We start from the raw sequence: 20,623 nt of genomic DNA on the forward strand, positions 1-20,623 counted from the left end.
CGCATCATCACGATGGCCGAACGATATCAGGACAGACCGTTTCCTTCCGATGACTATGGTCGCGGTGGCGATCAGCATGGGAAGGCGGACAGCGATCCCTTGGCTGAACTCGCCCGCCTGATCGGACAGACCGATCCTTTCGCCGCGCAGGCGCGGCCCGGTGCGCGTCCGCCGGCAGTATCCCCGCCCGCCCAGAGCTATCAGGACGACGATTACCGGCAGGACGATGATCGGCAGGACTATGCCGAGCCTGCGCCGCCCGGACCGCCCTCATGGATGCGGCGCGCCAATGTGCAGCCGCAGCCGGCACCCGCGGAGCCCGACTATCCGGTCACCGTCAATCCGGTTCATCCGTTGCATCGCTATTCGGCCCCGCCCGCGGTGCCGGAGCCTGAACTTCGTCAGCCGCAAGCCTATCAAGATCACGCCTATCAGGATCACGCCCATCAGGGGCCGGCTTACCAGCCGCAGGATCAGGCCTACGAGCAGCAAGCGTATCAGCAGCCCGATCCATCGCGCTACGACGATGCGCTGTATGGCCGGCTCGAGGCGGGCGAGCAGGACTATCAGCGTGAGCCGGCCTATCCGGACGATCCTTACGCGTACCAGAGCGAGTATCCGGAGGAGGAGCTCGACGAGCCCAAGAAGCAGCGCGGCGGCATGATGACGGTCGCGGCCATCCTGGCGCTGGCCGTGGTCGGCACTGGCGCTGCCTTCGCCTACAAGACCTACATCGGCTCGTCCCGCAGCGGCGAGCCGCCGATCATCAAGGCGGACAACACGCCAACCAAGATCGTGCCTGCGCCGACGGATTCCTCGGCCAAGGTGCCGGATCGCATGGCGATCGGCGATGGCACCGAGAAGATCGTGCCGCGCGAAGAGGCGCCGGTGGACGTCAACGCCAAGGCAGGCGGTCCCCGCGTCGTGTTCCCGCCGCTGAACCAGAATGCGAACCCGCCATCGGTCGCGAGCGTGTCGCCGTCCGCAGTGCCGCCGCCGGGCGCAAGCAACGGCACACTGCCGAACAATTCGCCGCGCCCGATCAGGACCGTCGCCGTGAAGGGCGATCAGACCGACAGCGCCGCGCCGCAATCGGCCGCTGCCAAGCCCGCGGCTGCGCCGAAGCCTGTTGCCGCGCCCGCACCGGCCGCGCCGCGCAGTCCGCCGACCTCAGCCAATGCCAGCGCCAATCAGCCGATGTCGCTGGCCCCGCAATCGGCGCCGGCCGCCGAGCCGCCGCAGCGGATGGCGGCGACCACTCCGACCCAGATCGCGCCCGCCGGCAGCGGCGGTGGTTACATCGTGCAGGTCTCCTCGCAGCAGAGCGAGGAAAGCGCCGCCGCGTCCTACCGCGTGCTTCAGAGCAAGTATGGCAGCGTGCTCGGCTCGCGCTCGCCGGTGATCAAGCGCGTCGACCTGACCGACAAGGGCAAGGGCGTCGTCTACCGCGCCTTCGCTGGTCCCTACGCCTCGGCGGAGGAGGCGACGCATGCCTGCAACAGCCTGAAGTCCGCCGGCCTGTCCGCCTGCTTCGTCCAGAGGAATTAACGGCCGTTTCCTTGACCCCCTCGCGGGTCAGGGTTAATCGGCCGTTATGAGCACGCGGGCCTTCATTACCGGCGTATCCGGAACGGAACTGACCGCCGTCGAGCGGGAGTTTATCCGCGAGCAGCGCCCGTGGGGCTTCATCCTGTTCAAGCGCAATGTCGCCACCCCAGCTCAAGTTGCTGCATTGGTTGCAGAATTGCGCAGCGCGGTCGGGGTTGCCGACGCGCCCGTCCTGATCGACCAGGAGGGCGGACGGGTGCAGCGGCTCGGTCCGCCGCACTGGCCGGTCTATCCGCCGGGCGCCGTGTTCTCGACCTTGTACGACACTGATTCGGCCCTCGGGCTCACGGCGGCGCGCCTGTCCGCCCGCCTGATTGCCGCTGATCTGGCCGATCTCGGCATTACCGTGGATTGCCTGCCGCTGGCCGACGTGCCGGTCGCGGGCGCCGATGCCGTCATCGGGAACCGGGCCTATGGCACCGAACCGGCCAAGGTCGCGGCGATCGCGCGCGCCGTCACCGAAGGGCTGGAGCAGGGTGGCGTGCTGCCGGTCCTCAAGCACATTCCCGGCCATGGCCGCGCCACTGCGGACACCCATTTCAAGCTGCCGACGGTGGATACGCCGAGGGACGAGCTGGAACGGACCGACTTCGCGGCATTCAAGCCGCTGTCGGACCTGCCGATGGCCATGACTGCACATGTTGTGTTTAGCGCGGTCGACCCCGCCCATCCGGCGACGACATCTGCGACAATGATTGCTGACGTGATTCGCGGCGCAATCGGGTTCCAGGGTTTGTTGATGAGTGATGACGTGTCGATGAACGCGCTGTCGGGGACTATCGCCGAACGGACCCGCGCCATCTTCGCGGCCGGCTGCGATGTGGCCCTGCATTGCAACGGCAATATCGATGAGATGCGTGCGGTCGCCGGTGAGACGCCCGTGCTGTCCGGCCGGGCGCTGGAGCGGGCGAATGCCGCCCTCGGCGCGCGCAAGACGCCGCAGCCGCTCGACCGCGAGGCCGCACGCGCAGAGCTGGACGCATTGATCGCACGGACAACCACGGCATCCGCATGACCGCAGAAATTCTATCGTTCGAGACCGGGCGGCCCGCAGAGCTTGCCGAGGGTGAGCCGGCGTTGGTGGTGGACGTCGAGGGCTATGAGGGCCCGCTCGACCTGCTGCTCGCGCTGGCGCGGCAGCAGAAGGTCGACCTCGCCAAGATCTCCATCCTGGCCTTGGCCGACCAATATCTTCATTTCATCGAAGCCGCGCGAAAGATCCGGCTCGAGCTTGCCGCCGATTATCTCGTCATGGCGGCGTGGCTCGCCTTCCTGAAGTCGCGCCTGCTGCTGCCGGAGCCGCCGAGCGCGGAGGGCCCGAGCGCCGAGCAGATGGCGACCGCGCTCGCCAACCGCCTGCGCCGGCTGGAGGCCATTCGCGAAGCCGCCAACCGGCTGATGAACAGGCCGCAATTGCAGCGCGACATCTTCCCGCGCGGCGAGCCCGAGCAGATCGCCGAGATCAAGCATCCGAAATACACCGCAACGCTGTACGATCTGCTCACCGCCTATGCCTCGCAGCGCCAATCGCGCGTGCTGGCGAGCGTGCATCTGGCCAAGCGCACCGTGTGGTCGCTCGCCGAAGCACGCGCCACGCTGGAGCGGCTGGTCGGCAGCCTCAACGAGCAGGACGATTGGGGCGTGCTGGATGATTTTCTGATCCGGCATGTCGCCGATCCCACCCAGCGCGCGACGGTGTTCGCCTCGAGCTTTGCCGCCGCCCTGGAACTGGTGCGCGAAGGTCAGCTGGAACTGAATCAGAAAGAGGCGTTTGCGCCCATCTATTTCCGGAAGGGGCGCCCGAAACCGGTCCCGGATGCAGCTCCTGCGCCTGATGCGCCGGTCGCTTAAGTGCAAGAAGGAGAATCTGCCATGGCAAGCCTGGCTGAAGTGCGGGTAGAAGAGGCCGAGCCGATGGAGAACGAATCCCAGGCACGTCCCGAGGAATTGCGGCTGCTGGAAGCGCTGCTGTTCGCTTCGAGTGAACCGCTGGACACCGCGACGCTGGCCAAGCGCATGCCCGAGGGCGTCGACGTCAAGGCCGCGCTGGAACAGCTCCAGGCCGACTATTCCTTGCGCGGGGTGAATCTCGTCCGCGTCGCCAACAAATGGACCTTCCGCACGGCCGGCGATCTCGCCTGGCTGATGACGCGGGAGAGCACCGAGACCCGGCGCCTGTCGCGCGCGGCGATCGAGGTGCTGGCGATCATCGCCTATCACCAACCTGTGACGCGCGCCGAGATCGAGGAGATCCGCGGCGTCGTCACCTCGAAGGGCACGCTCGACGTGCTGCTGGAGACCGGCTGGATCAAGCCGCGCGGCCGGCGCAAGACGCCCGGTCGTCCGCTGACCTTTGGAACCACCGAGGACTTCCTGTCGCAGTTCACCCTGGAACAGCTCGGCGATCTGCCGGGCCTGGAGGAGCTGAAAGGCACGGGCCTGCTGGATTCGCGCCTGCCGACCGGATTCAGCGTGCCGACGCCGTCCGACGATCCGACGCTGCGCGAGGACGAGGATCCGCTGGAACCGGGCGACGAGCTCGATCTGGCGCTGGCGCCAGCGGTCGAGCCCGAGACTGCGGAAACGACCGCGGAAGCCGGCAATGAGGAACACGGCGAGGGCGGCAGCAAAGGCGGCAACGAGGACTGACGTACCGTCCGCTGACGGGCCCCCTGCGACCGGTTAACACTAGCAAGATTACGTAGCGCTCACAGCGAATTGGCGCTGCCTAGGTCCTTGTTTTTGCGGCCTGCCGAGCCTAGGTTTCGGTGAAGATCGGCCGGGTCCCCGGCCATGCGCGTTTGGAGGGTTGCAGGATGGGTTCACTCAGCATTTGGCACTGGATCCTGGTGATCGCAGTGGTCCTGCTGCTGTTCGGCCGCGGGAAGATTTCGGACCTGATGGGCGACGTGGCGCAGGGCATCAAGGCCTTCAAGAAGGGCATGCAGGACGACGACAAGTCCGCCGACAAGCCCGAGCCGGCCAAGTCCATCGAGCACAATGGTGCTCCGACCGCGGCGCGGACCGACGTCGGCAGCAAGGCCGTCTGAGCCGAGAGCAGCACGCGAGACGTGGGTAGGGCGGCCCCGATCCTGCGCGCAAGGGATTGGGCCGGTTGCGGCTTCGCGTGAACGGAAGACCTCATGTTCGACATCGGGTGGAGTGAACTGGTCCTGATCGGGGTCGTGGCCCTGATCGCCATCGGCCCGAAAGAGCTGCCGGGCGTGCTGCGCATGGTCGGACAATGGATGGGCAAGGCGCGCAAGATGGCCGCCGAATTCCAGGGCCAGTTTCAGGAAGCGATGCGCGAGGCCGAGATGGCCGACCTCAAGAAGAGCTTCGACGAGGTCAAGGAAGCCGCCACCGGATTCAATCCGCTGACCTCGCTCCAGAAGGACGTCAGCGACGCGCTGCGCGTCGATGCGCTGGACAAGCCGGCCGAGACGTCCACGACGAATGCTGTCGAACCGCCGGCAACTTCGAGTGAAGCGCCGCCGACTTCAAGTGAAGCGCCGGCAGTGCCGACCACGCCGGAAGCGCCGACGCCCGCAACCTTCATGGAAGCCGAGGCGCATGCGGCAGCCAGCGAGCCGCTTGTGATCACCCGTGAGGTCGAGCAGGCAAAGGTGGCGCAGGACACCGCCCCGTCCGAAGCGATCAAGGACGCCAAAGCGTCATGACCGACGCCGATATCGAGGCCAGCAAAGCCCCGCTGATGGACCATCTGATCGAGCTGCGCTCGCGGCTGATCAAGGCGCTGCTCGGCTTCGGCATAGCATTCATCTTCTGCTTCTTCTTCGCCAAGCAGATCTACAACGTGCTGGTCTGGCCGTTCGTGTGGATCGCGGGCCCCGAGAACTCCAAGTTCATCTACACGGCGCTGCTGGAATATTTCATCACCCAGCTCAAGCTCGCATTGTTCGGGGCCGGCTTCATCTCGTTCCCGATCATCGCGACCCAGATCTACAAGTTCGTCGCGCCCGGCCTCTACAAGCACGAGAAGCAGGCTTTCCTGCCGTATCTGGTCGCGACCCCGTTCTTCTTCGTGCTCGGCGCTGCGCTGGTCTATTTCGTCGTGCTGCCGATGCTGGTCCGCTTCTCGCTCGGCATGCAGCAGGCCGGCGGCGACGAGACCGCGCAGATCCAGCTGCTGCCCAAGGTCGGCGAATATCTGTCGCTGATGATGTCGCTGATCTTCGCCTTCGGCATCGCCTTCCAGCTTCCGGTGATCCTGACGCTGCTCGGGCGGATCGGCATCGTCAGCTCGAAAATGCTGCGCGAGAAGCGCCGCTATTTCATCGTCCTCGCCTTCGTGATCGCCGCCGTGTTGACGCCGCCCGACGTGCTCAGCCAGTGCTCCCTGGCGTTTCCGCTGATGGCGCTCTACGAGGGCTCGATCATCGCGGTCGGCATGGTGGAGAGAAAGGCCGCGGCCTCGCAAGCGGCCACCGGCACCGACGTGTCGACGCCGGCCAATCCGGCGGAGTAGGGGCGCTTTCGCTCTATCATCGCGCTGCTCGGCCCATGATTCGTCATGCCCGGGCTTGACCCGGGCATCCACGACTTGGTCTAAGGCGGCAGACACGTGGATGGCCGGGATAAACCCGGCCATGACGGGAAGACAGCCATGCACGACATCAAATCGATCCGCGACAATCCGCAAGCCTTCGACGCCGGCCTCGCCCGGCGCGGTTTGAAGCCGATGTCGGGCTCGCTGCTGGCGATCGACGAGAAGCGCCGTGCTGCGATCCTCGCCTCCGAGCAGGCGCAGGCGCGGCGCAACGCGGCGTCCAAGGAGATCGGTGACGCCAAGAAGGCCAAGGACGAGGCGCGCGCCGCCAAGCTGATGGCCGAGGTCGCCGAGCTCAAGACCACGATGCCTGAGCTTGAAGCCGCCGCGAAGGCCGCCGACGACGAGCTGACCAAAGAGCTGGCGGCGATCCCGAACATTCCGTTCGACGAGGTGCCCGACGGTGTCGACGAGCACGGCAACGTGCAGCGCCATGTGTTCGGCAACAAGCGCAATTACAGCTTCACGCCGAAGCTGCATGATGATCTCGGCACCGCGCTCGGCTACATGGATTTCGAGGCGGCGGCCAAGCTCTCCGGCGCGCGCTTCGTCGTGCTGAAGAAGGGCCTCGCGCGGCTCGAACGTGCGATCGGCCAGTTCATGCTCGACCTGCACACCACCGAGCACGGCTACACCGAGATCAATCCGCCGCTGCTGGTGCGCAACGAAGTGATGTTCGGCACCGGACAATTGCCGAAGTTCGAGGACGATCAGTTCTGGGCGGTCAAGGGCGAGCTTCTCGTTGCGCCCGATCAGGAGCGGCTGAGGACCGAGCGCCTCGGCCTCATTCCGACCGCCGAAGTCTCGCTCACCAACCTCGCGCGCGAATCCATCCTCGACGAGAAGCTGCTGCCGATGCGGCTCACCGCGCTGACGCCGTGCTTCCGCGCGGAGGCGGGGGCTGCCGGGCGCGACACGCGCGGCATGATCCGCCAGCACCAGTTCACCAAGGTCGAGCTGGTCTCGATCACGACGCCGGAAGTGAGCAGGGACGAGCTGGAGCGGATGCTGTCCTGCGCCGAGCAGGTGCTGCAGAAGCTCGACCTGCATTATCGCGTGATGACGCTGTGCGCAGGGGACATGGGCTTCTCGGCGCAAAAAACCTATGACATCGAGGTCTGGATGCCCGGGCAGGGCGAGGGCGGCATGTTTCGCGAGATCTCCAGCTGCTCGGTCTGCGGCGACTTCCAGGCGCGGCGGATGGATGCGCGCTCGCGCGGCCCCGACGGCAAGCCGCGCTTCGTGCACACGCTGAACGGCTCCGGCACCGCGGTCGGCCGCGCGCTGATCGCCGTGATGGAGACCTATCAGCAGGAGGACGGCTCGATTGCGGTCCCCGACGTGCTCCAGCCTTATATGGGCGGGATGAAGGTGATCGCGCGCGACTAAAGCGTTTTCGAGCGAAGTGGATACCGGTTCGCGTCAAGAAGACGCGGCATGACGAGAATCGCGTTGCGAAGACCGGGCGGCCGGTTATCCTGCCGGCCCCTCGACAACGCGAACCCTCCGCTTCATGGCCTTGCACCGCGACATTTTCTGGGTCGGCCGACAATGGGCGGTGACGGGGGCCGGCATCCAGGCGATCGATCAGCGCCTGCGCGGCGTGCTCGACATCGAGATCGCGCGGCTCTGGGACGACCAACTCGTGCAAAGCCGCCGGGCCAAGCCCGGCGTGAATGCAGCCGATTTCGACAAGGCGCTGACGGTGGCGCGCGAACGCTTTCCGCAGGAGCCGGCGTCCGACCCGCTGGTCGCGCAGCTGAAGGCGCTCGGCGTGATCGAGGCCCCCGTCGTGAGCCCGGCCGTACCGGCGATGCAGCTGCGGGCGGAAGGCCGGCTGGCGCGCTTCCTGCCGCAATGGCGCATCCGCCGCTGACGGGCCCCGGCCGGGAACCTGCCGCCGGACCGCAATCGCCCGGTTTGCCTGATCGCCCCCAGCCGGATAAGACGGCTCAGACCCCCTTTTTCGGAATCGAACCTTTCGCATGCGCATTCTCTGCACCAATGACGACGGCATCCATGCCCCCGGCCTCAAGATCGTCGAGGAGATCGCGCGCGCGCTGTCCGACGACGTCTGGGTGGTGGCGCCCGAGCTCGACCAGTCCGGCGTGTCGCATTCGCTGTCGTTGAACGATCCGTTGCGCCTGCGCGAGGTCGGACCCCGGCATTTTGCCGTGCGCGGCACGCCGACCGACTGCGTCATCATGGGCGCGCGCCATATCCTTGGACCCAAGCTGCCCGACGTCGTGCTGTCCGGGGTCAACAAGGGCCGCAACGTGGCCGAGGACGTGGTCTATTCCGGCACCATCGCCGGCGCGCTGGAGGGGACCATCCTGGGCCTGCCGTCGTTCGCGCTGTCGCAGGAGTTCAGCCTCGAGACCCGCGAGCGCCCGCCGTGGGACACCGCACGCAAGTTCGGTCCCGACATCCTGCGCAAGGTGATTGCCGCCGGCGTTCCGAAGGACACCGTCATCAACGTCAACTTCCCGTCCTGCGCGCCGGAGGAAGTGCTCGGCATCCGCGTCACCCGCCAGGGCAAGCGCAATCTCGGTTTCCTGCGAGTCGACGAGCGCAAGGACGGCCGCGGCAATCCCTATTTCTGGATCGGCTTCGAGCGCGCCGCGATGATGGACACGCCGGCCGACGGCACCGATCTGGCGGCGCTGCGCGAGCGCTACGTCTCGGTTACGCCGCTGAGGCTCGATCGCACCAATGAGGCGTTTTCGGAAGAGCTCAGCGCGATGCTGAAATAGCGCCTATTCGCCGCGGAGCGCGGCTTCGATGGTCTTGCCGAGCGCGTCGAGCTGAAACGGCTTCTGGAGCGCCGGCCGGTCGCGGTATTGCTCGGGCAGGCCGGAGGAGCCGTAGCCGGTGGCGAAGATGAACGGGCAGCCCTTGGCCTTGATCACGTCGGCGACCGGCGAGATGACCTTGCCGTTGACGTTGACGTCGAGAATGGCGATGTCGAACTCGGTCGCCTCGGCGAGCCGCATGGCCTCGGTGATGTCGCCCGCCTCGGCTGCGACCTTGTAGCCGAGCTCCTCGAGCATATCCGCTACCATCATCCTGATCATCACCTCGTCCTCGACGAGGAATACAGAGCGGCCGGAAAGCCCTGTCGCGGTCATGGTTGAGTCCTTGCCCATTGCCGAAAACGTTCGCAGATAACGCGAATTGACGCAATGCGCGTTTCGGCCAACGGATACCTGAAAATGGTCATCGCAGCTCGTCCGCGGCAATCCAATCTGTGGTTAAATGCTCTAGAGGAAGGCTATCACGAGTTCCTGAGCAGGAACATGGATTCTCCTGCCCGGGCTCGAGCCCGCCGGGCCGGCCAAGACAGTACAAGCAGGCAATGACCTCCCATCAGCACCCGCCGGAAAAGATGATGTTTCAGCTCACGCTGAGGCGTCGGGGCATCAGCGATCAGGCGGTGCTGCGAACCATGGAGGAGGTGCCGCGCGAGCAATTCGTCGACGAGGCCGACCGCGTCGGCGCCTACCGGGACAGCGCGCTGCCGATCGCCTGCGGCCAGACTATCAGCCAGCCCTTCGTCGTGGCCTACATGACCGAGCAGCTGCAGCTCCAGAAGCAGCACCGGGTGCTCGAGATCGGCACCGGTTCCGGCTATCAGGCCGCCGTGCTGTCGCGGCTCGCCGGCCAGGTCCTGACGGTCGAGCGCTATCGCAGGCTTGCGGACACCGCGCGCGCCCGGCTCGAAAAGCTCGGCTGTCACAATGTCGAGGTGATGCTTGGCGACGGCCTCAACCTGCCGCCCAATATCGGCCCGTTCGATCGCATCATCGTCACCGCCGCGATGGAGCAGATCCCGGAGAATCTGGTCGAGCGGCTGGAGGTTGGCGGCATCCTGATCGCGCCGGTCGGCCCGCATCAGGGCGTGCAGACGCTGATCCGCCTGACCCGCAGCGCGGCCGGGATCGAGCGCAAGGAACTGGTCGATGTCCGCTTCGTGCCGGCGCTGCCCGGGGTGGCGCGGGAGCTGTAGATTTCCGGATCGGCTGTGCGGCCAACATCTTATTGGGAGGGTTAAGCCGTTATTTACTCGGCGCGTGTTTACTTAAAACACCAGTTCTGTTGCGTACGAGTGAGTAACCATGTCCGCTGTCGCCGAGTTGCTTTACTCGCGCCGCGTACCGCAGGTCGCGGTGCTGGCGCTGATCTCCTTCAGCTTCGCAGGGTGCAGCGCCGACATGTCGTCGCGACTGTCCCAGTCGAATTTCTCCAATCCCTTCTCCTCCGAAGCGACCGGTACGGTGCAGCAGGCCCCGCCGCCGCAGCGCGAGCTGCCGCAATATGCGCGGCCGCAGACCCAGGCCGGCGCCTATCAGTCGCAGCCCTTGCCGCCCCCGGCGGTCTCCGCCCCGCAATCCTATCCCGTCGCGGCAGGTGGCGGGGTGTCCGGAGGCGGGCGTGGCGTCAGCTCCTACGCGCCGCCGGCGCAGCCGCATCTGGAGACCACGGCCACCGTGCCGCCGCGCTCGGTCGCGGCTGCCCAGCCGGCTGGCGGGACCAAGATCATCGTCGGCACCAGCGATACGCTCGAGGTGCTCGCCAAGCGCTATCGCGTCACGCCGCAGGCGATCCTGGCCGCCAACGGCTACAAGGGCCCGCGCGCGCTGTCGCCCGGCCAGCAACTGATCATTCCGCATCCGGCGACGGCCGCTGCGCCGGCGCCTGCGTCAACTCCGGTCGCGGCAGCTCCCGCTGCGAAACCGGTTGCCGTCATGGCCGCGCCGCCGAGCACTCATTTCGTCAATCGCGGCGACACGCTCGCCAGCATTGCCCGCAAGAACCATATCTCGTCGGCTGAGCTTGCCCGTGCCAACGGTCTCGATCCGTCGGCCAAGCTCAAGCTCGGCACCAAGCTGACCGTGCCCGGCGCAAAGACCGCCGCCATGGCGGCGCCAGTTGCCGCAGCTCCTGTCACGGCGGCTCCGGTTGCGGGGACGCTGCAGCCCGTTGCAGCCGCTCCCGCGCCCGCCACCAAGATGGCCGCGGCCGGCGCGCCGGTGCAGAGCGCGCGCCTCGCCCAGGCCACCACCAATGTCGAAGAGAAGCCCGCCGAGACCCCGGCGAAGGCTGCGGAGACCACCAGCGCGCTGCCGACCTTCCGCTGGCCGGTGCGCGGCAAGGTGGTCACCAGCTACGGCGCCAAGACCAACGGCAAGTCCAACGACGGCATCAATGTCGCGGTGCCCGAGGGGACGCCGGTCAAGGCGGCGGAAGACGGCGTCGTCGCCTATTCCGGCAACGAGCTGAAGGGTTACGGCAATCTGGTCCTGGTTCGGCACTCCAACGGCTACGTCACCGCATATGCCCATGCGAGTGAGCTGTTGGTGAAGCGCGGCGACACCATCAAGCGCGGTCAGGTCATTGCCAAGTCGGGTCAATCCGGGGAGGTGGCGTCGCCGCAGCTCCACTTTGAGATCCGCAAGGGATCGAGCCCGGTTGACCCGCTTCAATTCCTGAACGGGGCGTGAGGCCTACGCAGAGTAGGGCACGCAATCACAACAAGCGCACTGTCATCGCCCGGCTTGGACCGGGCGATCCAGTATTCCAGAGACAGTCATTGTTGAGCCGATAAGCCGCGGCGTACTGGATTCCCCGCCTGCGCGGGGAATGACAGAGCCAGGCACGGCGACGGCTTCCGCTACTTCGCCGTCAGCTTCACGCCGAGCCGGCCCGCCAGCTCTTGCACGAATTGCCAGGCGACGCGGCCCGAGCGTGAGCCGCGGGTGGTCGACCATTCCAGCGCCTCGCGCTCCAGCGCCTCGTCGTCGACCTTGACGCCGAAATGGCTGCAATAGCCGCGCACCATGGCGAGGTATTCGTCCTGGCTGCAACGGTGGAAGCCGAGCCAGAGGCCGAAGCGATCGGACAGCGACACCTTCTCCTCGACCGCTTCGCCGGGATTGATCGCGGTCGAGCGCTCATTCTCGATCATGTCGCGCGCCAGCAGATGACGGCGGTTGGAGGTGGCGTAGAGGATGACGTTCTCGGGCCGGCCCTCGATGCCGCCTTCGAGCACGGCCTTGAGTGATTTGTAGGACGCGTCATTGCCGTCGAAGGAGAGGTCGTCGATGAACACGATGAAGCGGAAGCTGGCGTCGCGAAGCTTCTCCATCAGCATCGGCAGCGTTTCGATGTCCTCGCGGTGGATCTCGATCAGCTTCAGCCGCTCAGCCAGCTTGCGGTCCGCGTTGATGCTGGCATGCGCGGCCTTCACGAGCGACGATTTGCCCATGCCGCGCGCGCCCCAGAGCAGGGCGTTGTTGGCGGGCAGGCCGCCCGCGAACCGCTCGGTGTTCTCCATCAGGATGTCGCGCATCCGGTCGATGCCCTTGAGCAGGAATAGCTCGACGCGGCTGACCCGCGGCACGGGCGCGAGGCGGCCGTCGGGGTGCCAGACATAGGCATCCGCCCGTTCGAACGACTCGGGGGAGACGGCCGGCTTGGCCTGGGCGGAGAGGTGCGCCGCAATGGTCTCCAGCGCGCGGACGATGCGCTCCTGGGACAGGCTGGGGGCTGCCGCGCGAGGGGCTTTGACGGTCCTCTTGGGACTGCCCTTGGGGCGATTTGCCGCGACGCGGGCCGGCTTTCCGGCAGGGGTGCGGGGGCCTTTGCCGGCCGGGCTTTTGCTGGGGTTTTTGGGCATGTCCGAAGTTCCTGAGAACGCAGCCTTATCGGGCCTGAGGGGCCGCCGCAAGGTGGCTAAAAGGGCGGTCTGGCAGCGTTGCAATTGGGGCAATGGCCGCTATAGTCCGCGCGAATTTGACCGAACCGGTTGCCTTTGAAGGCCTGACCGGTTTTCCCCCGTTTCTCACGAGGATCGTCCGAATGCTGATTACCCCTGCGTATGCCCAGGCCGCGGGCGCTGGTGACACCAACAGCATGTTGATGTCGCTGCTGCCGTTCGCCCTGATCTTCGTGATCATGTACTTCCTGATTCTGCGTCCGCAGCAGAAGAAGGTCCGCGAGCACGCCGACCTCGTGAAGAACATCCGCCGCGGCGACACCGTCGTGACTTCGGGCGGGCTCGTCGGCAAGGTTACCAAGGTCGTCGATGACGACCAGATCGAGTTCGAGATTTCCGACGGCGTGCGGGTGCGGCAGATGCGCCAGATGATCTCCGGCGTGCGCGCCAAGGGCGAGCCGGCGAAGGAATCCAAGGACAGCGCGAAGGACGCCGCCAAGGATAGTGCCAAGGACGACGCCGCGTCGAAGTGAACGCGTTCGCGAGCATCTCAAGTCTCCTGATCTGACAGGTCCAGTCGATGTTGTATTTCACGCGGTGGAGGGCGCTCGGGATCATCCTGACGGCGCTGATCGTGTGCCTCTGCGCGGTCCCGAACTTCTTCCCCGAGGCCCAGGTCAAGACCTGGCCGGCGTGGGCGCAGCGCCGGCTCGTGCTCGGCCTCGACCTCCAGGGCGGCTCCTACCTGCTGCTCGAGGTCGACTCCAACTACGTGAAGAAGGAACGGCTGGATCAGGTCCGCGACGACGTCCGCCGGACGCTGCGCGATGCCAAGATCGGCTTCACCGGCGGCGTCACCGTGCGCAACGACGCGGCCGAAGTTCGCATCACCAAGGAATCCGACGTTCAGGCGGCGCTGGCCAAGCTGCGCGAATTGTCTCAGCCGCTGGGCGGCCTGATGGGATCGAGTGGTCAGCGCGACCTCGAGGTGACCGATGCCGGCGGCGGGGTGATCCGCCTCAGCGTCCCGCAGGCCGCCATGCTCGATCGCCTGCGCAAGACCATCGAGCAGTCGATCCAGATCGTCGAACGCCGCGTCAACGAGCTCGGCACCGTCGAGCCCGTGATTCAGCGCCAGGGCAATGACCGCATCCTGGTGCAGGTCCCCGGCCTGCAGGATCCGACCCGCCTGAAGAAGCTGCTCGGCGAGACCGCCAAGATGGAATTCCGCATGGTCGACACGACCGTGTCGCCGGACCAGGCGCAGCAGGGCAGGTTGCCGCCGGATTCCGAGCTGCTGATGAGCGCGTCGCCGCCGCCGACGCCCTATGTGGTCAAGAAGCAGGTCCTGGTCGCCGGCGGCGATTTGATCGATGCCCAGGCGACCTTCGACCAGCGTACCAGCGAGCCGGTCGTCAGCTTCAAGTTCAATACTTCGGGCGCGCGCAAGTTCGGGCAGGCCACGCAAGAGAATGTCGGGCTGCCTTTCGCGATCGTGCTCGACAACAAGGTGATCTCCGCGCCCCGGATCAACGAGCCGATCACCGGCGGTCAGGGCCAGATCTCGGGCAGCTTCACGGTCCAGTCCGCCAACGATCTCGCGATCCTGATGCGCGCCGGCGCGCTGCCGGCGCCGCTCACGGTGGTCGAGGAGCGCACTGTCGGTCCGGGCCTCGGCCAGGATTCGATCGAGAAGGGCGAGCTCGCGGCTTACGTCGGCTCGATCCTCGTCGTCATCTTCATGCTGCTGACCTACCGGCTGTTTGGGGTGTTCGCCAACATCGCGGTGGCCATCAACGTCGCCATGATCTTCGGCCTGCTGTCGCTGCTCAACGCCACGCTGACGCTGCCCGGCATCGCCGGCATCGTGCTCACCGTCGGCATCGCGGTCGATTCCAACGTGCTGATCTACGAGCGCATCCGTGAGGAGCTGCGTGGCGGCCGCAACGCGATATCGGCGATCGATGCCGGCTTCAAGCGGGCGCTCGCGACCATCCTCGATTCCAACATCACCACCTTCATTGCCGCCGCGGTGCTGTTCTACATCGGCACCGGCCCGGTGCGCGGCTTTGCCGTGACGCTCGGCATCGGCATCATCACCACGGTGTTCACCGCCTTCACCCTGACCCGGCTGATCGTCGCCTGGTGGGTGCGGTGGAAGCGGCCGCAGAGCGTGCCGATCTAGGAGCTAAGACCGTGACATACTACGTTCTCATCGGGCTTGGCATTCTGATTGCCGTCCTCACCGTGGTCGCCGCGCTCGGCGTGCTGCCGTCGCTGCGCATCGTCCCCGACGACACGCATTTCGATTTCACGCGCTTCCGCCGCATCAGCTTCCCGATTTCGGCGGTGCTCTCGATCGTCGCCATCACGCTGTTCTTCACCCACGGGCTGAACCTCGGCATCGACTTCAAGGGCGGCACGCTGCTGGAGGTGCGGGCCAAGTCCGGCGCCGCCGACATCGCGGCGATGCGCACGACGCTGGATGGCTTGCGCCTCGGCGAGATCCAGCTGCAGCAGTTTGGCGGCCCCGAGAATGTCTTGATCCGCGTTGCCGAACAGCCCGGCGGCGACAAGGCGCAGCAGGATGCCGTGCAGAAGGTGCGCAACGCTCTCGGCGATTCCATCGAATATCGTCGTGTCGAGGTGCTCGGGCCGCGCGTCGCCGGCGAGCTGCTGGCCTACGGCATGGTCGGCCTGATGCTCGCGATCGTCTCGATCCTGATCTATCTCTGGTTCCGGTTCGAATGGCAGTTCGCACTGGGCGCCATGATCGCCAACGTGCACGACATCGTGCTGACCATCGGCTTCATGTCGATCAGCCAGGTCGATTTCGACCTGACCAGCATCGCGGCTCTGCTGACCATTCTGGGCTATTCGCTCAACGACACCGTGGTCATCTACGACCGCATCCGTGAAATGCTGCGCCGCTACAAGAAGATGCCGATGCCGCAGCTGCTCAACGAATCCATCAACTCGACGCTGTCGCGCTCGATCATCACCCACTTCACGGTGACGCTGGCGCTGCTGGCGCTGTTCTTGTTCGGCGGTCACGCGATCCACAGCTTCACCGCGGTGATGATGTTCGGCGTGGTGCTGGTCGGCACCTACACCTCGATCTTCATTGCTGCCCCGATCCTGATCTATCTCGGCGTCGGCGAGCACCGCGAGGATGCGCCGGATACGGCCACACCGGCGAAGAAAAGCAAGGCATGATCCGAACCGCACGCCTCCGCACGAGTTGGCGGGGGCAGTAAGCTCATTCGGACCAGACTCATGGCCGGCGATCCCAACGCACCCCATTTCCCGCGCTCGGCGCCGATCGAGGCCTATGGCAAGGGCGGCTTCGCCTTCGCCGGCATGTCGCACCGGGGCTCGCTGCTGTGCCTGCCCGAGGCGATCTGGGCCTGGGACGTGACGGATCCCCAGAAGATCGATCGCTATTCGCTCGACCGGGTGTTCGCGGCCGCCAACGGCATCGACACGCTCCTGATCGGCACCGGAACCGGGCTCTGGCTGCCGCCGCCGGAGCTGCGCCAGGCCTTGAAGGCGGTGAGGGTGGTGCTGGACACGATGCAGACCGGACCTGCCGTGCGCACCTACAACATCATGATCGGCGAGCGGCGGCGGGTCGCGGCTGCGTTGATCGCGGTGCCATGAGCAGCGGCGCGCCGCCGCCCGATTCCGTCGCCTTCTGCGCCGATCTCGTGCGCCGCCACGACTTTCCGCGCTATGCCGCGACGCTGTTCGTGCCCGCCCGCGAGCGCCGCGCGCTGCTTGCGCTCTACGCCTTCAACGTCGAGATCGTCCGCGTCCGCGACCAGGTCAGCCAGCCCTTGCCCGGCGAGATTCGCTTTCAATGGTGGACCGACCTGTTCTCGGGCCTCGTCCACGGCAGCGCCGAGGGCAATCCGGTTGCTGCCGAATTGCTGCGTGCGATCCGTGATTTTAACCTGCCGGTCGAGCCGCTGTCGCTGCTCGTCGAGGAGCACCAGTTCGACCTTTACAACGACCCGATGCCGACCATGGCGGCGCTGGAGGGCTATCTCGCCGCGACCTGCTCGGTGTTGTTTGATCTGGCGGCGCGGATTCTGGCGCCGACGTCCGAGGCGGTCGAACATCTCGCCCGGCATGCCGGGCTGGCACAGGGCATCGCGCAGGTCATCGTGAACCTGCCGCGCGATGCCTCGCACCGGCAGCTGTTCCTGCCGCAGCAGGTGCTGGAGAGCCATGGCTGCCGGATGGAAGACGTGTTTGCCGGCAAGGAGACGCCGAACCTGCGGGCCGTGCTGGAGCAGCTCGCCGGCGAGGCGCGGCGGCACTTGACCACGGCCTTGTCGCTGCTGGCGGACGTGCCGGCGGCGGTGCGTCCGGCGTTTCTGCCGCTGAGCCAGGTCAGGGCCGATCTCGAGCGCCTGTCGCAGCCCGGCCGCAATCCGTTCGCGCTGCAGCCGACGTCGCGGCTGCGCACGCTCTGGACGCTGTGGCGGGCTTCACGTTCCCGGGAATTTACCAAATAGCGGCTGGCTTATCGCCTCGAACCGCCCGATGCTCTATGCTGTCCCATGGCTGAGTTGTCCCAAACCCCATCGTCCGATCTCGGCGGCTTTCCGGTCGCACCTGGTGACGTTCATGCCGCCGCCGACATCATTCGCGGCGCCGTCGTCGAGACGCCCTGCAGCTACAGCCGCACGCTGAGCAGCATCTGCGGCTGCGAGATCTGGCTCAAGTTCGAGAACCTCCAGTTCACCTCGTCGTTCAAGGAGCGCGGCGCGCTCAACCGTCTCACCGCGCTGACGCCGGAGGAGCGTGCGCGCGGCGTCATCGCCATGTCCGCCGGCAACCACGCCCAGGGCGTCGCCTATCACGCCAGGCGGCTCGGCATTCCCGCCACCATCGTCATGCCGGTCGGCACGCCGATGGTGAAGGTCGAGAACACCAGGCACCACGGCGCGGAAGTTGTCGTCACCGGCGCGACGCTGGAGGAGGCGGCCGCGTTCGCGCGTCAGCACGGCGAAGCCCGCGGCATGATCTTCGTCCACCCCTACGACGATCCGCTGGTGATCGCGGGCCAAGGCACCGTCGGGCTGGAGATGATGCGAGCGGTCCCCGAGCTCGATACGCTGGTCGTGCCGATCGGGGGCGGCGGCCTGATCAGCGGCATCGCCATCGCCGCGAGATCGATCAAGCCGTCATTGCGAATTCTGGGCGTCGAGGCCTGGCTCTATCCTTCGATGTACAACGCCATTCACGGCGGCAATCTGCCGGCGCGCGGCGATACGCTCGCCGAAGGCATCGCGGTGAAATCGCCGGGCAAGATCACCACCGAAATCGTCCGCCGCCTCGTCGACGACATTGCGCTGGTGAACGAAGCCGAGCTCGAGCGCGCGGTAGCGACCCTGATCTCGATCGAGAAGACGGTCGTCGAGGGCGCCGGCGCCGCCGGCCTTGCCGCGCTGATGTCCGATCCGCCCCGCTTTGCCGGCCAAAAGGTCGGTCTCGTTCTGAGCGGCGGCAATATCGACACGCGGCTGATCGCATCCGTGCTCACGCGCGAGCTCGCGCGCGAAGGGCGGCTGACCCAGCTCTCGCTCGACATCCCTGACAGACCCGGCCAATTGGCCGCGGTGGCCGCGCTGCTCGCCGAAGCCGGCGCCAACATCATCGAGGTCTCGCACCAGCGCACCTTCTCCGAGCTGCCGGCCAAGGCGACGCTGCTGCAGCTGGTCATCGAGACCCGTGATGCCGCGCATCTCGGCGAGGTGATGGCGAGACTCAGCGCATCCGGATTGAGCGCGCGCTGCACCTGAGCGGCACGCTTCTCCTATCGCGGCGCCAAACCCGCCAGATGCGCGATCAGGCGGTCGATCTCGGCTTCCGTGTTGTAATAATGCGGTGACGCCCGCACCACATGCGGCAACGCGCGAAGCTCGGCATCGATGCGCGTGCTCGACGGGTCCGAGGCGCCGATCGTGATGCCGGCCGCCGCGGCGCTGGCGACGATGGCGTCCGCCTCATGCCCGTCCATGGTGAAGCTGACGATGGCACCCGGCGCGCGGCCGAGGTCGCGAATGGTGACGCCGGGAATATCCGCAAGGCCGCTGCGAAGGCGACCGGCAAGCAGGCGGCAGCGTTGTGCGATCGGGGCGATGCCGATCTCGAGGGCGTAGTCGACAGCCGCGCCCAAGCCAAGCCGGGCTGCGTAATTGTTCTCCCAAGTCTCGAAGCGGCGGGCATCGTCCCGCAATTGATAGGCGTCCCGGGAAACCCAGGGGGCGGCAAAGTGATCGATCATCGGCGGCTCCAGCCGCTGCAGCATGGTGCGGCGGACATAGAGAAAGCCGGTGCCGCGCGGACCGCGCAGGAATTTGCGTCCCGTGGCGGACAGCATGTCACAACCGATGGCATCGACATCGACGTCCATCTGGCCGACCCCCTGACAGGCGTCGAGCAGATAGGCAATGCCGTGCGCCCGGGCGATCCTGCCGACCGCGGCTGCCGGATTGACCAGTCCGCCATTGGTCGGAACCCAGGTGATCGCGATCAGCTTCACCCGCTCGTCGATCATCCGTTCGAGCGCGTCGACGTCTAGCTCGCCGCTGGCATCGCTCGGCACCACGTCGATGACCGCGCCGGTGCGCTTGGCGACCTGGAGGAAGGCAACATAATTGGCGGCGTATTCCGCTTCGGCGGTCAGGATGAGATCCCCTTTCCGAAACGGAAGCGAATAGAACGCCATCTGCCAGGCCACCGTCGCGTTCTCCACCAGGGCGATCTCGTCGGGTGCGGCATTCAGCAGGCGCGCCACCGAGCCGTAGACCGCGTCGAGCCGGTCGGCTTCGCGGTCGGCGGCGGCATAACCTCCGATCTCGCTTTCGAGATCGATGTGGTCCTTCATGGCCGCGACCACCGGCGCCGGCATCAGGGCCGCGCCTGCGTTGTGGAGATATGCGAGCCGCGAGGCGGCCGGCGTGTCGGCGCGTATTCGGTCGAGGTCGATCAAGTGCCGGTCTCCGCGTCTTGCGATCTCGTGCCTGAATTAGGCGTGTTGCCGAGCCTGAGCAAGAGAGCCCGGCTCGCCTCAGATGCAGAGGCTGAGCAGCTTGATGTGACAGCTGCTGGACTTTGGCTTGCTCGCGGGCGCAGCCTCGCGCTTCACGGCGACGACGGGCTCCTTGTCCTTCTTCTTGCCCTTGCCCTTCGGCTCGTAGTCGCCCGCGATCACCATGGCCCAGTAGGTGCGCTTGCCGCTGGCGTTCTTGGCGCTGGCGATGCCGACGCGGGAGGCGTTGTGCAGCAACAGATTCTTGCGATGCCCGGACGAGTCGATCCACTGTCCCAGCGTCTTCTCGAAATCGTCGTAGCCGTAGGCGATGTTCTCGGCGGCGCGGCCCGCGCCGGCCGGCGCGACGCGGCGGTTGAACGGCCCGAGGGCGTCGTGGCTGAGATTGTCCTTGGCGGCCATCGCGCGGGCCTGGTCCATGGCGATGCGGTCGAGAATGGCATCGCGGACGACACGGACTTCGCCGTGCTTGAGGCGGAAGCTGGAGATCAGCTCGGCGGGCGAGTCCGCCATTGCGGGCGCGGCCATGAGCAGCAGGAAGCCCGCGATCAGGCCGCCAACGACACCACGCATCACCGTTCCCCCAATGCCCATGATCCCGCCACGCCCGAATGATCCGACCCGCTTCTCTATCGCCAATGTGGACGCTTCAAGGCGCGAGGAGCCC

General features: G+C 66.4%; 22 protein-coding genes. 18 read left to right on the top strand and 4 right to left on the bottom strand.

Annotation, left to right across the window (positions count from 1 at the left end):
- The first annotated feature begins 12 nt into the window (after positions 1-12).
- The 10 genes from WI560_RS14645 (at position 13) to surE (ending at position 8,931) form a co-directional block, all read left to right on the top strand.
- On the top strand, positions 13-1,548 hold the full coding sequence (locus tag WI560_RS14645) for an SPOR domain-containing protein (RefSeq protein ID WP_375308547.1): 1,536 nt from the start codon (positions 13-15) through the stop codon (positions 1,546-1,548).
- 46 nt (positions 1,549-1,594) lie between these two features.
- On the top strand, positions 1,595-2,623 hold the full coding sequence (gene nagZ, locus WI560_RS14650) for a beta-N-acetylhexosaminidase (protein ID WP_375308548.1): 1,029 nt from the start codon (positions 1,595-1,597) through the stop codon (positions 2,621-2,623).
- Positions 2,620-3,459, top strand: a complete 840-nt coding sequence (locus WI560_RS14655; protein ID WP_028136235.1) for a ScpA family protein — start codon at positions 2,620-2,622, stop codon at positions 3,457-3,459. Before nagZ ends, WI560_RS14655 begins: the two co-directional genes overlap by 4 nt.
- A gap of 21 nt (positions 3,460-3,480) precedes the next feature.
- Complete coding sequence (scpB, locus tag WI560_RS14660) at positions 3,481-4,257, top strand: SMC-Scp complex subunit ScpB (protein WP_375308549.1); 777 nt, start codon at positions 3,481-3,483, stop codon at positions 4,255-4,257.
- A 167-nt stretch (positions 4,258-4,424) separates the two neighbouring features.
- On the top strand, positions 4,425-4,658 hold the full coding sequence (locus WI560_RS14665) for a twin-arginine translocase TatA/TatE family subunit (protein WP_375308550.1): 234 nt from the start codon (positions 4,425-4,427) through the stop codon (positions 4,656-4,658).
- Between the two features lie 93 nt (positions 4,659-4,751).
- A complete protein-coding gene (tatB, locus tag WI560_RS14670) occupies positions 4,752-5,288 on the top strand; it encodes a Sec-independent protein translocase protein TatB (RefSeq protein ID WP_375308551.1) in 537 nt (178 codons plus the stop codon).
- Complete coding sequence (gene tatC / locus WI560_RS14675) at positions 5,285-6,097, top strand: twin-arginine translocase subunit TatC (protein ID WP_375308552.1); 813 nt, start codon at positions 5,285-5,287, stop codon at positions 6,095-6,097. Before tatB ends, tatC begins: the two co-directional genes overlap by 4 nt.
- Before the next feature lie 138 nt (positions 6,098-6,235).
- The gene (gene serS, locus WI560_RS14680) at positions 6,236-7,567 is read left to right on the top strand and encodes a serine--tRNA ligase (RefSeq protein ID WP_375308553.1); all 1,332 of its coding nucleotides are present in this window, start codon (positions 6,236-6,238) and stop codon (positions 7,565-7,567) included.
- 124 nt (positions 7,568-7,691) lie between these two features.
- On the top strand, positions 7,692-8,054 hold the full coding sequence (locus WI560_RS14685) for a hypothetical protein (RefSeq protein WP_375308554.1): 363 nt from the start codon (positions 7,692-7,694) through the stop codon (positions 8,052-8,054).
- 109 nt (positions 8,055-8,163) lie between these two features.
- The gene (gene surE, locus WI560_RS14690) at positions 8,164-8,931 is read left to right on the top strand and encodes a 5'/3'-nucleotidase SurE (RefSeq protein WP_375308555.1); all 768 of its coding nucleotides are present in this window, start codon (positions 8,164-8,166) and stop codon (positions 8,929-8,931) included.
- A gap of 3 nt (positions 8,932-8,934) precedes the next feature.
- On the opposite strand, the gene WI560_RS14695 is transcribed toward surE, so the two are convergent.
- A complete protein-coding gene (locus tag WI560_RS14695; RefSeq protein WP_375308556.1) occupies positions 8,935-9,306 on the bottom strand; it encodes a response regulator in 372 nt (123 codons plus the stop codon).
- A gap of 227 nt (positions 9,307-9,533) precedes the next feature.
- Here WI560_RS14695 and WI560_RS14700 point away from each other — a divergent pair, with 227 nt between their 5' ends.
- The gene (locus WI560_RS14700; RefSeq protein WP_375308557.1) at positions 9,534-10,184 is read left to right on the top strand and encodes a protein-L-isoaspartate(D-aspartate) O-methyltransferase; all 651 of its coding nucleotides are present in this window, start codon (positions 9,534-9,536) and stop codon (positions 10,182-10,184) included.
- A 109-nt stretch (positions 10,185-10,293) separates the two neighbouring features.
- Complete coding sequence (locus tag WI560_RS14705) at positions 10,294-11,679, top strand: peptidoglycan DD-metalloendopeptidase family protein (protein WP_375308558.1); 1,386 nt, start codon at positions 10,294-10,296, stop codon at positions 11,677-11,679.
- 170 nt (positions 11,680-11,849) lie between these two features.
- On the opposite strand, the gene WI560_RS14710 is transcribed toward WI560_RS14705, so the two are convergent.
- Entirely contained in the window at positions 11,850-12,854 is a 1,005-nt protein-coding gene (locus tag WI560_RS14710; RefSeq protein WP_375308559.1) for an ATP-binding protein, read from the bottom strand.
- 182 nt (positions 12,855-13,036) lie between these two features.
- On the opposite strand from WI560_RS14710, the gene yajC reads away from it, so the two are divergent.
- Genes yajC through WI560_RS14740 form a run of 6 tightly spaced genes read left to right on the top strand, consistent with a single transcriptional unit; the run spans position 13,037 to position 18,703 of the window.
- Positions 13,037-13,426 (top strand): preprotein translocase subunit YajC, encoded by a 390-nt coding sequence (gene yajC, locus WI560_RS14715; protein WP_028136247.1) that lies wholly within the window; start codon positions 13,037-13,039, stop codon positions 13,424-13,426.
- A gap of 47 nt (positions 13,427-13,473) precedes the next feature.
- Positions 13,474-15,078 (top strand): protein translocase subunit SecD, encoded by a 1,605-nt coding sequence (secD, locus tag WI560_RS14720; protein WP_375308560.1) that lies wholly within the window; start codon positions 13,474-13,476, stop codon positions 15,076-15,078.
- 11 nt (positions 15,079-15,089) lie between these two features.
- Positions 15,090-16,109, top strand: a complete 1,020-nt coding sequence (gene secF / locus WI560_RS14725) for a protein translocase subunit SecF (protein WP_375308561.1) — start codon at positions 15,090-15,092, stop codon at positions 16,107-16,109.
- A gap of 60 nt (positions 16,110-16,169) precedes the next feature.
- The gene (locus tag WI560_RS14730; RefSeq protein ID WP_375308562.1) at positions 16,170-16,553 is read left to right on the top strand and encodes an Mth938-like domain-containing protein; all 384 of its coding nucleotides are present in this window, start codon (positions 16,170-16,172) and stop codon (positions 16,551-16,553) included.
- Positions 16,550-17,413 (top strand): phytoene/squalene synthase family protein, encoded by an 864-nt coding sequence (locus WI560_RS14735; protein WP_375308563.1) that lies wholly within the window; start codon positions 16,550-16,552, stop codon positions 17,411-17,413. The genes WI560_RS14730 and WI560_RS14735 overlap by 4 nt, the downstream gene beginning before the upstream one ends.
- Before the next feature lie 45 nt (positions 17,414-17,458).
- On the top strand, positions 17,459-18,703 hold the full coding sequence (locus tag WI560_RS14740) for a threonine ammonia-lyase (RefSeq protein ID WP_375308564.1): 1,245 nt from the start codon (positions 17,459-17,461) through the stop codon (positions 18,701-18,703).
- A gap of 14 nt (positions 18,704-18,717) precedes the next feature.
- Here WI560_RS14740 and WI560_RS14745 read toward each other — a convergent pair whose 3' ends face one another.
- Positions 18,718-19,896: an aminotransferase class V-fold PLP-dependent enzyme gene (locus tag WI560_RS14745; RefSeq protein WP_375308565.1), complete on the bottom strand. Its 1,179-nt coding sequence runs from the start codon at positions 19,894-19,896 to the stop codon at positions 18,718-18,720.
- A gap of 78 nt (positions 19,897-19,974) precedes the next feature.
- Positions 19,975-20,529: a CAP domain-containing protein gene (locus tag WI560_RS14750; protein ID WP_375308566.1), complete on the bottom strand. Its 555-nt coding sequence runs from the start codon at positions 20,527-20,529 to the stop codon at positions 19,975-19,977.
- Between the last annotated feature and the right edge of the window lie 94 nt (positions 20,530-20,623).

The sequence above is a fragment of the Bradyrhizobium sp. A11 genome (assembly GCF_042077125.1).
GTDB classification, from domain to species: Bacteria; Pseudomonadota; Alphaproteobacteria; order Rhizobiales; family Xanthobacteraceae; genus Bradyrhizobium; species Bradyrhizobium japonicum_B.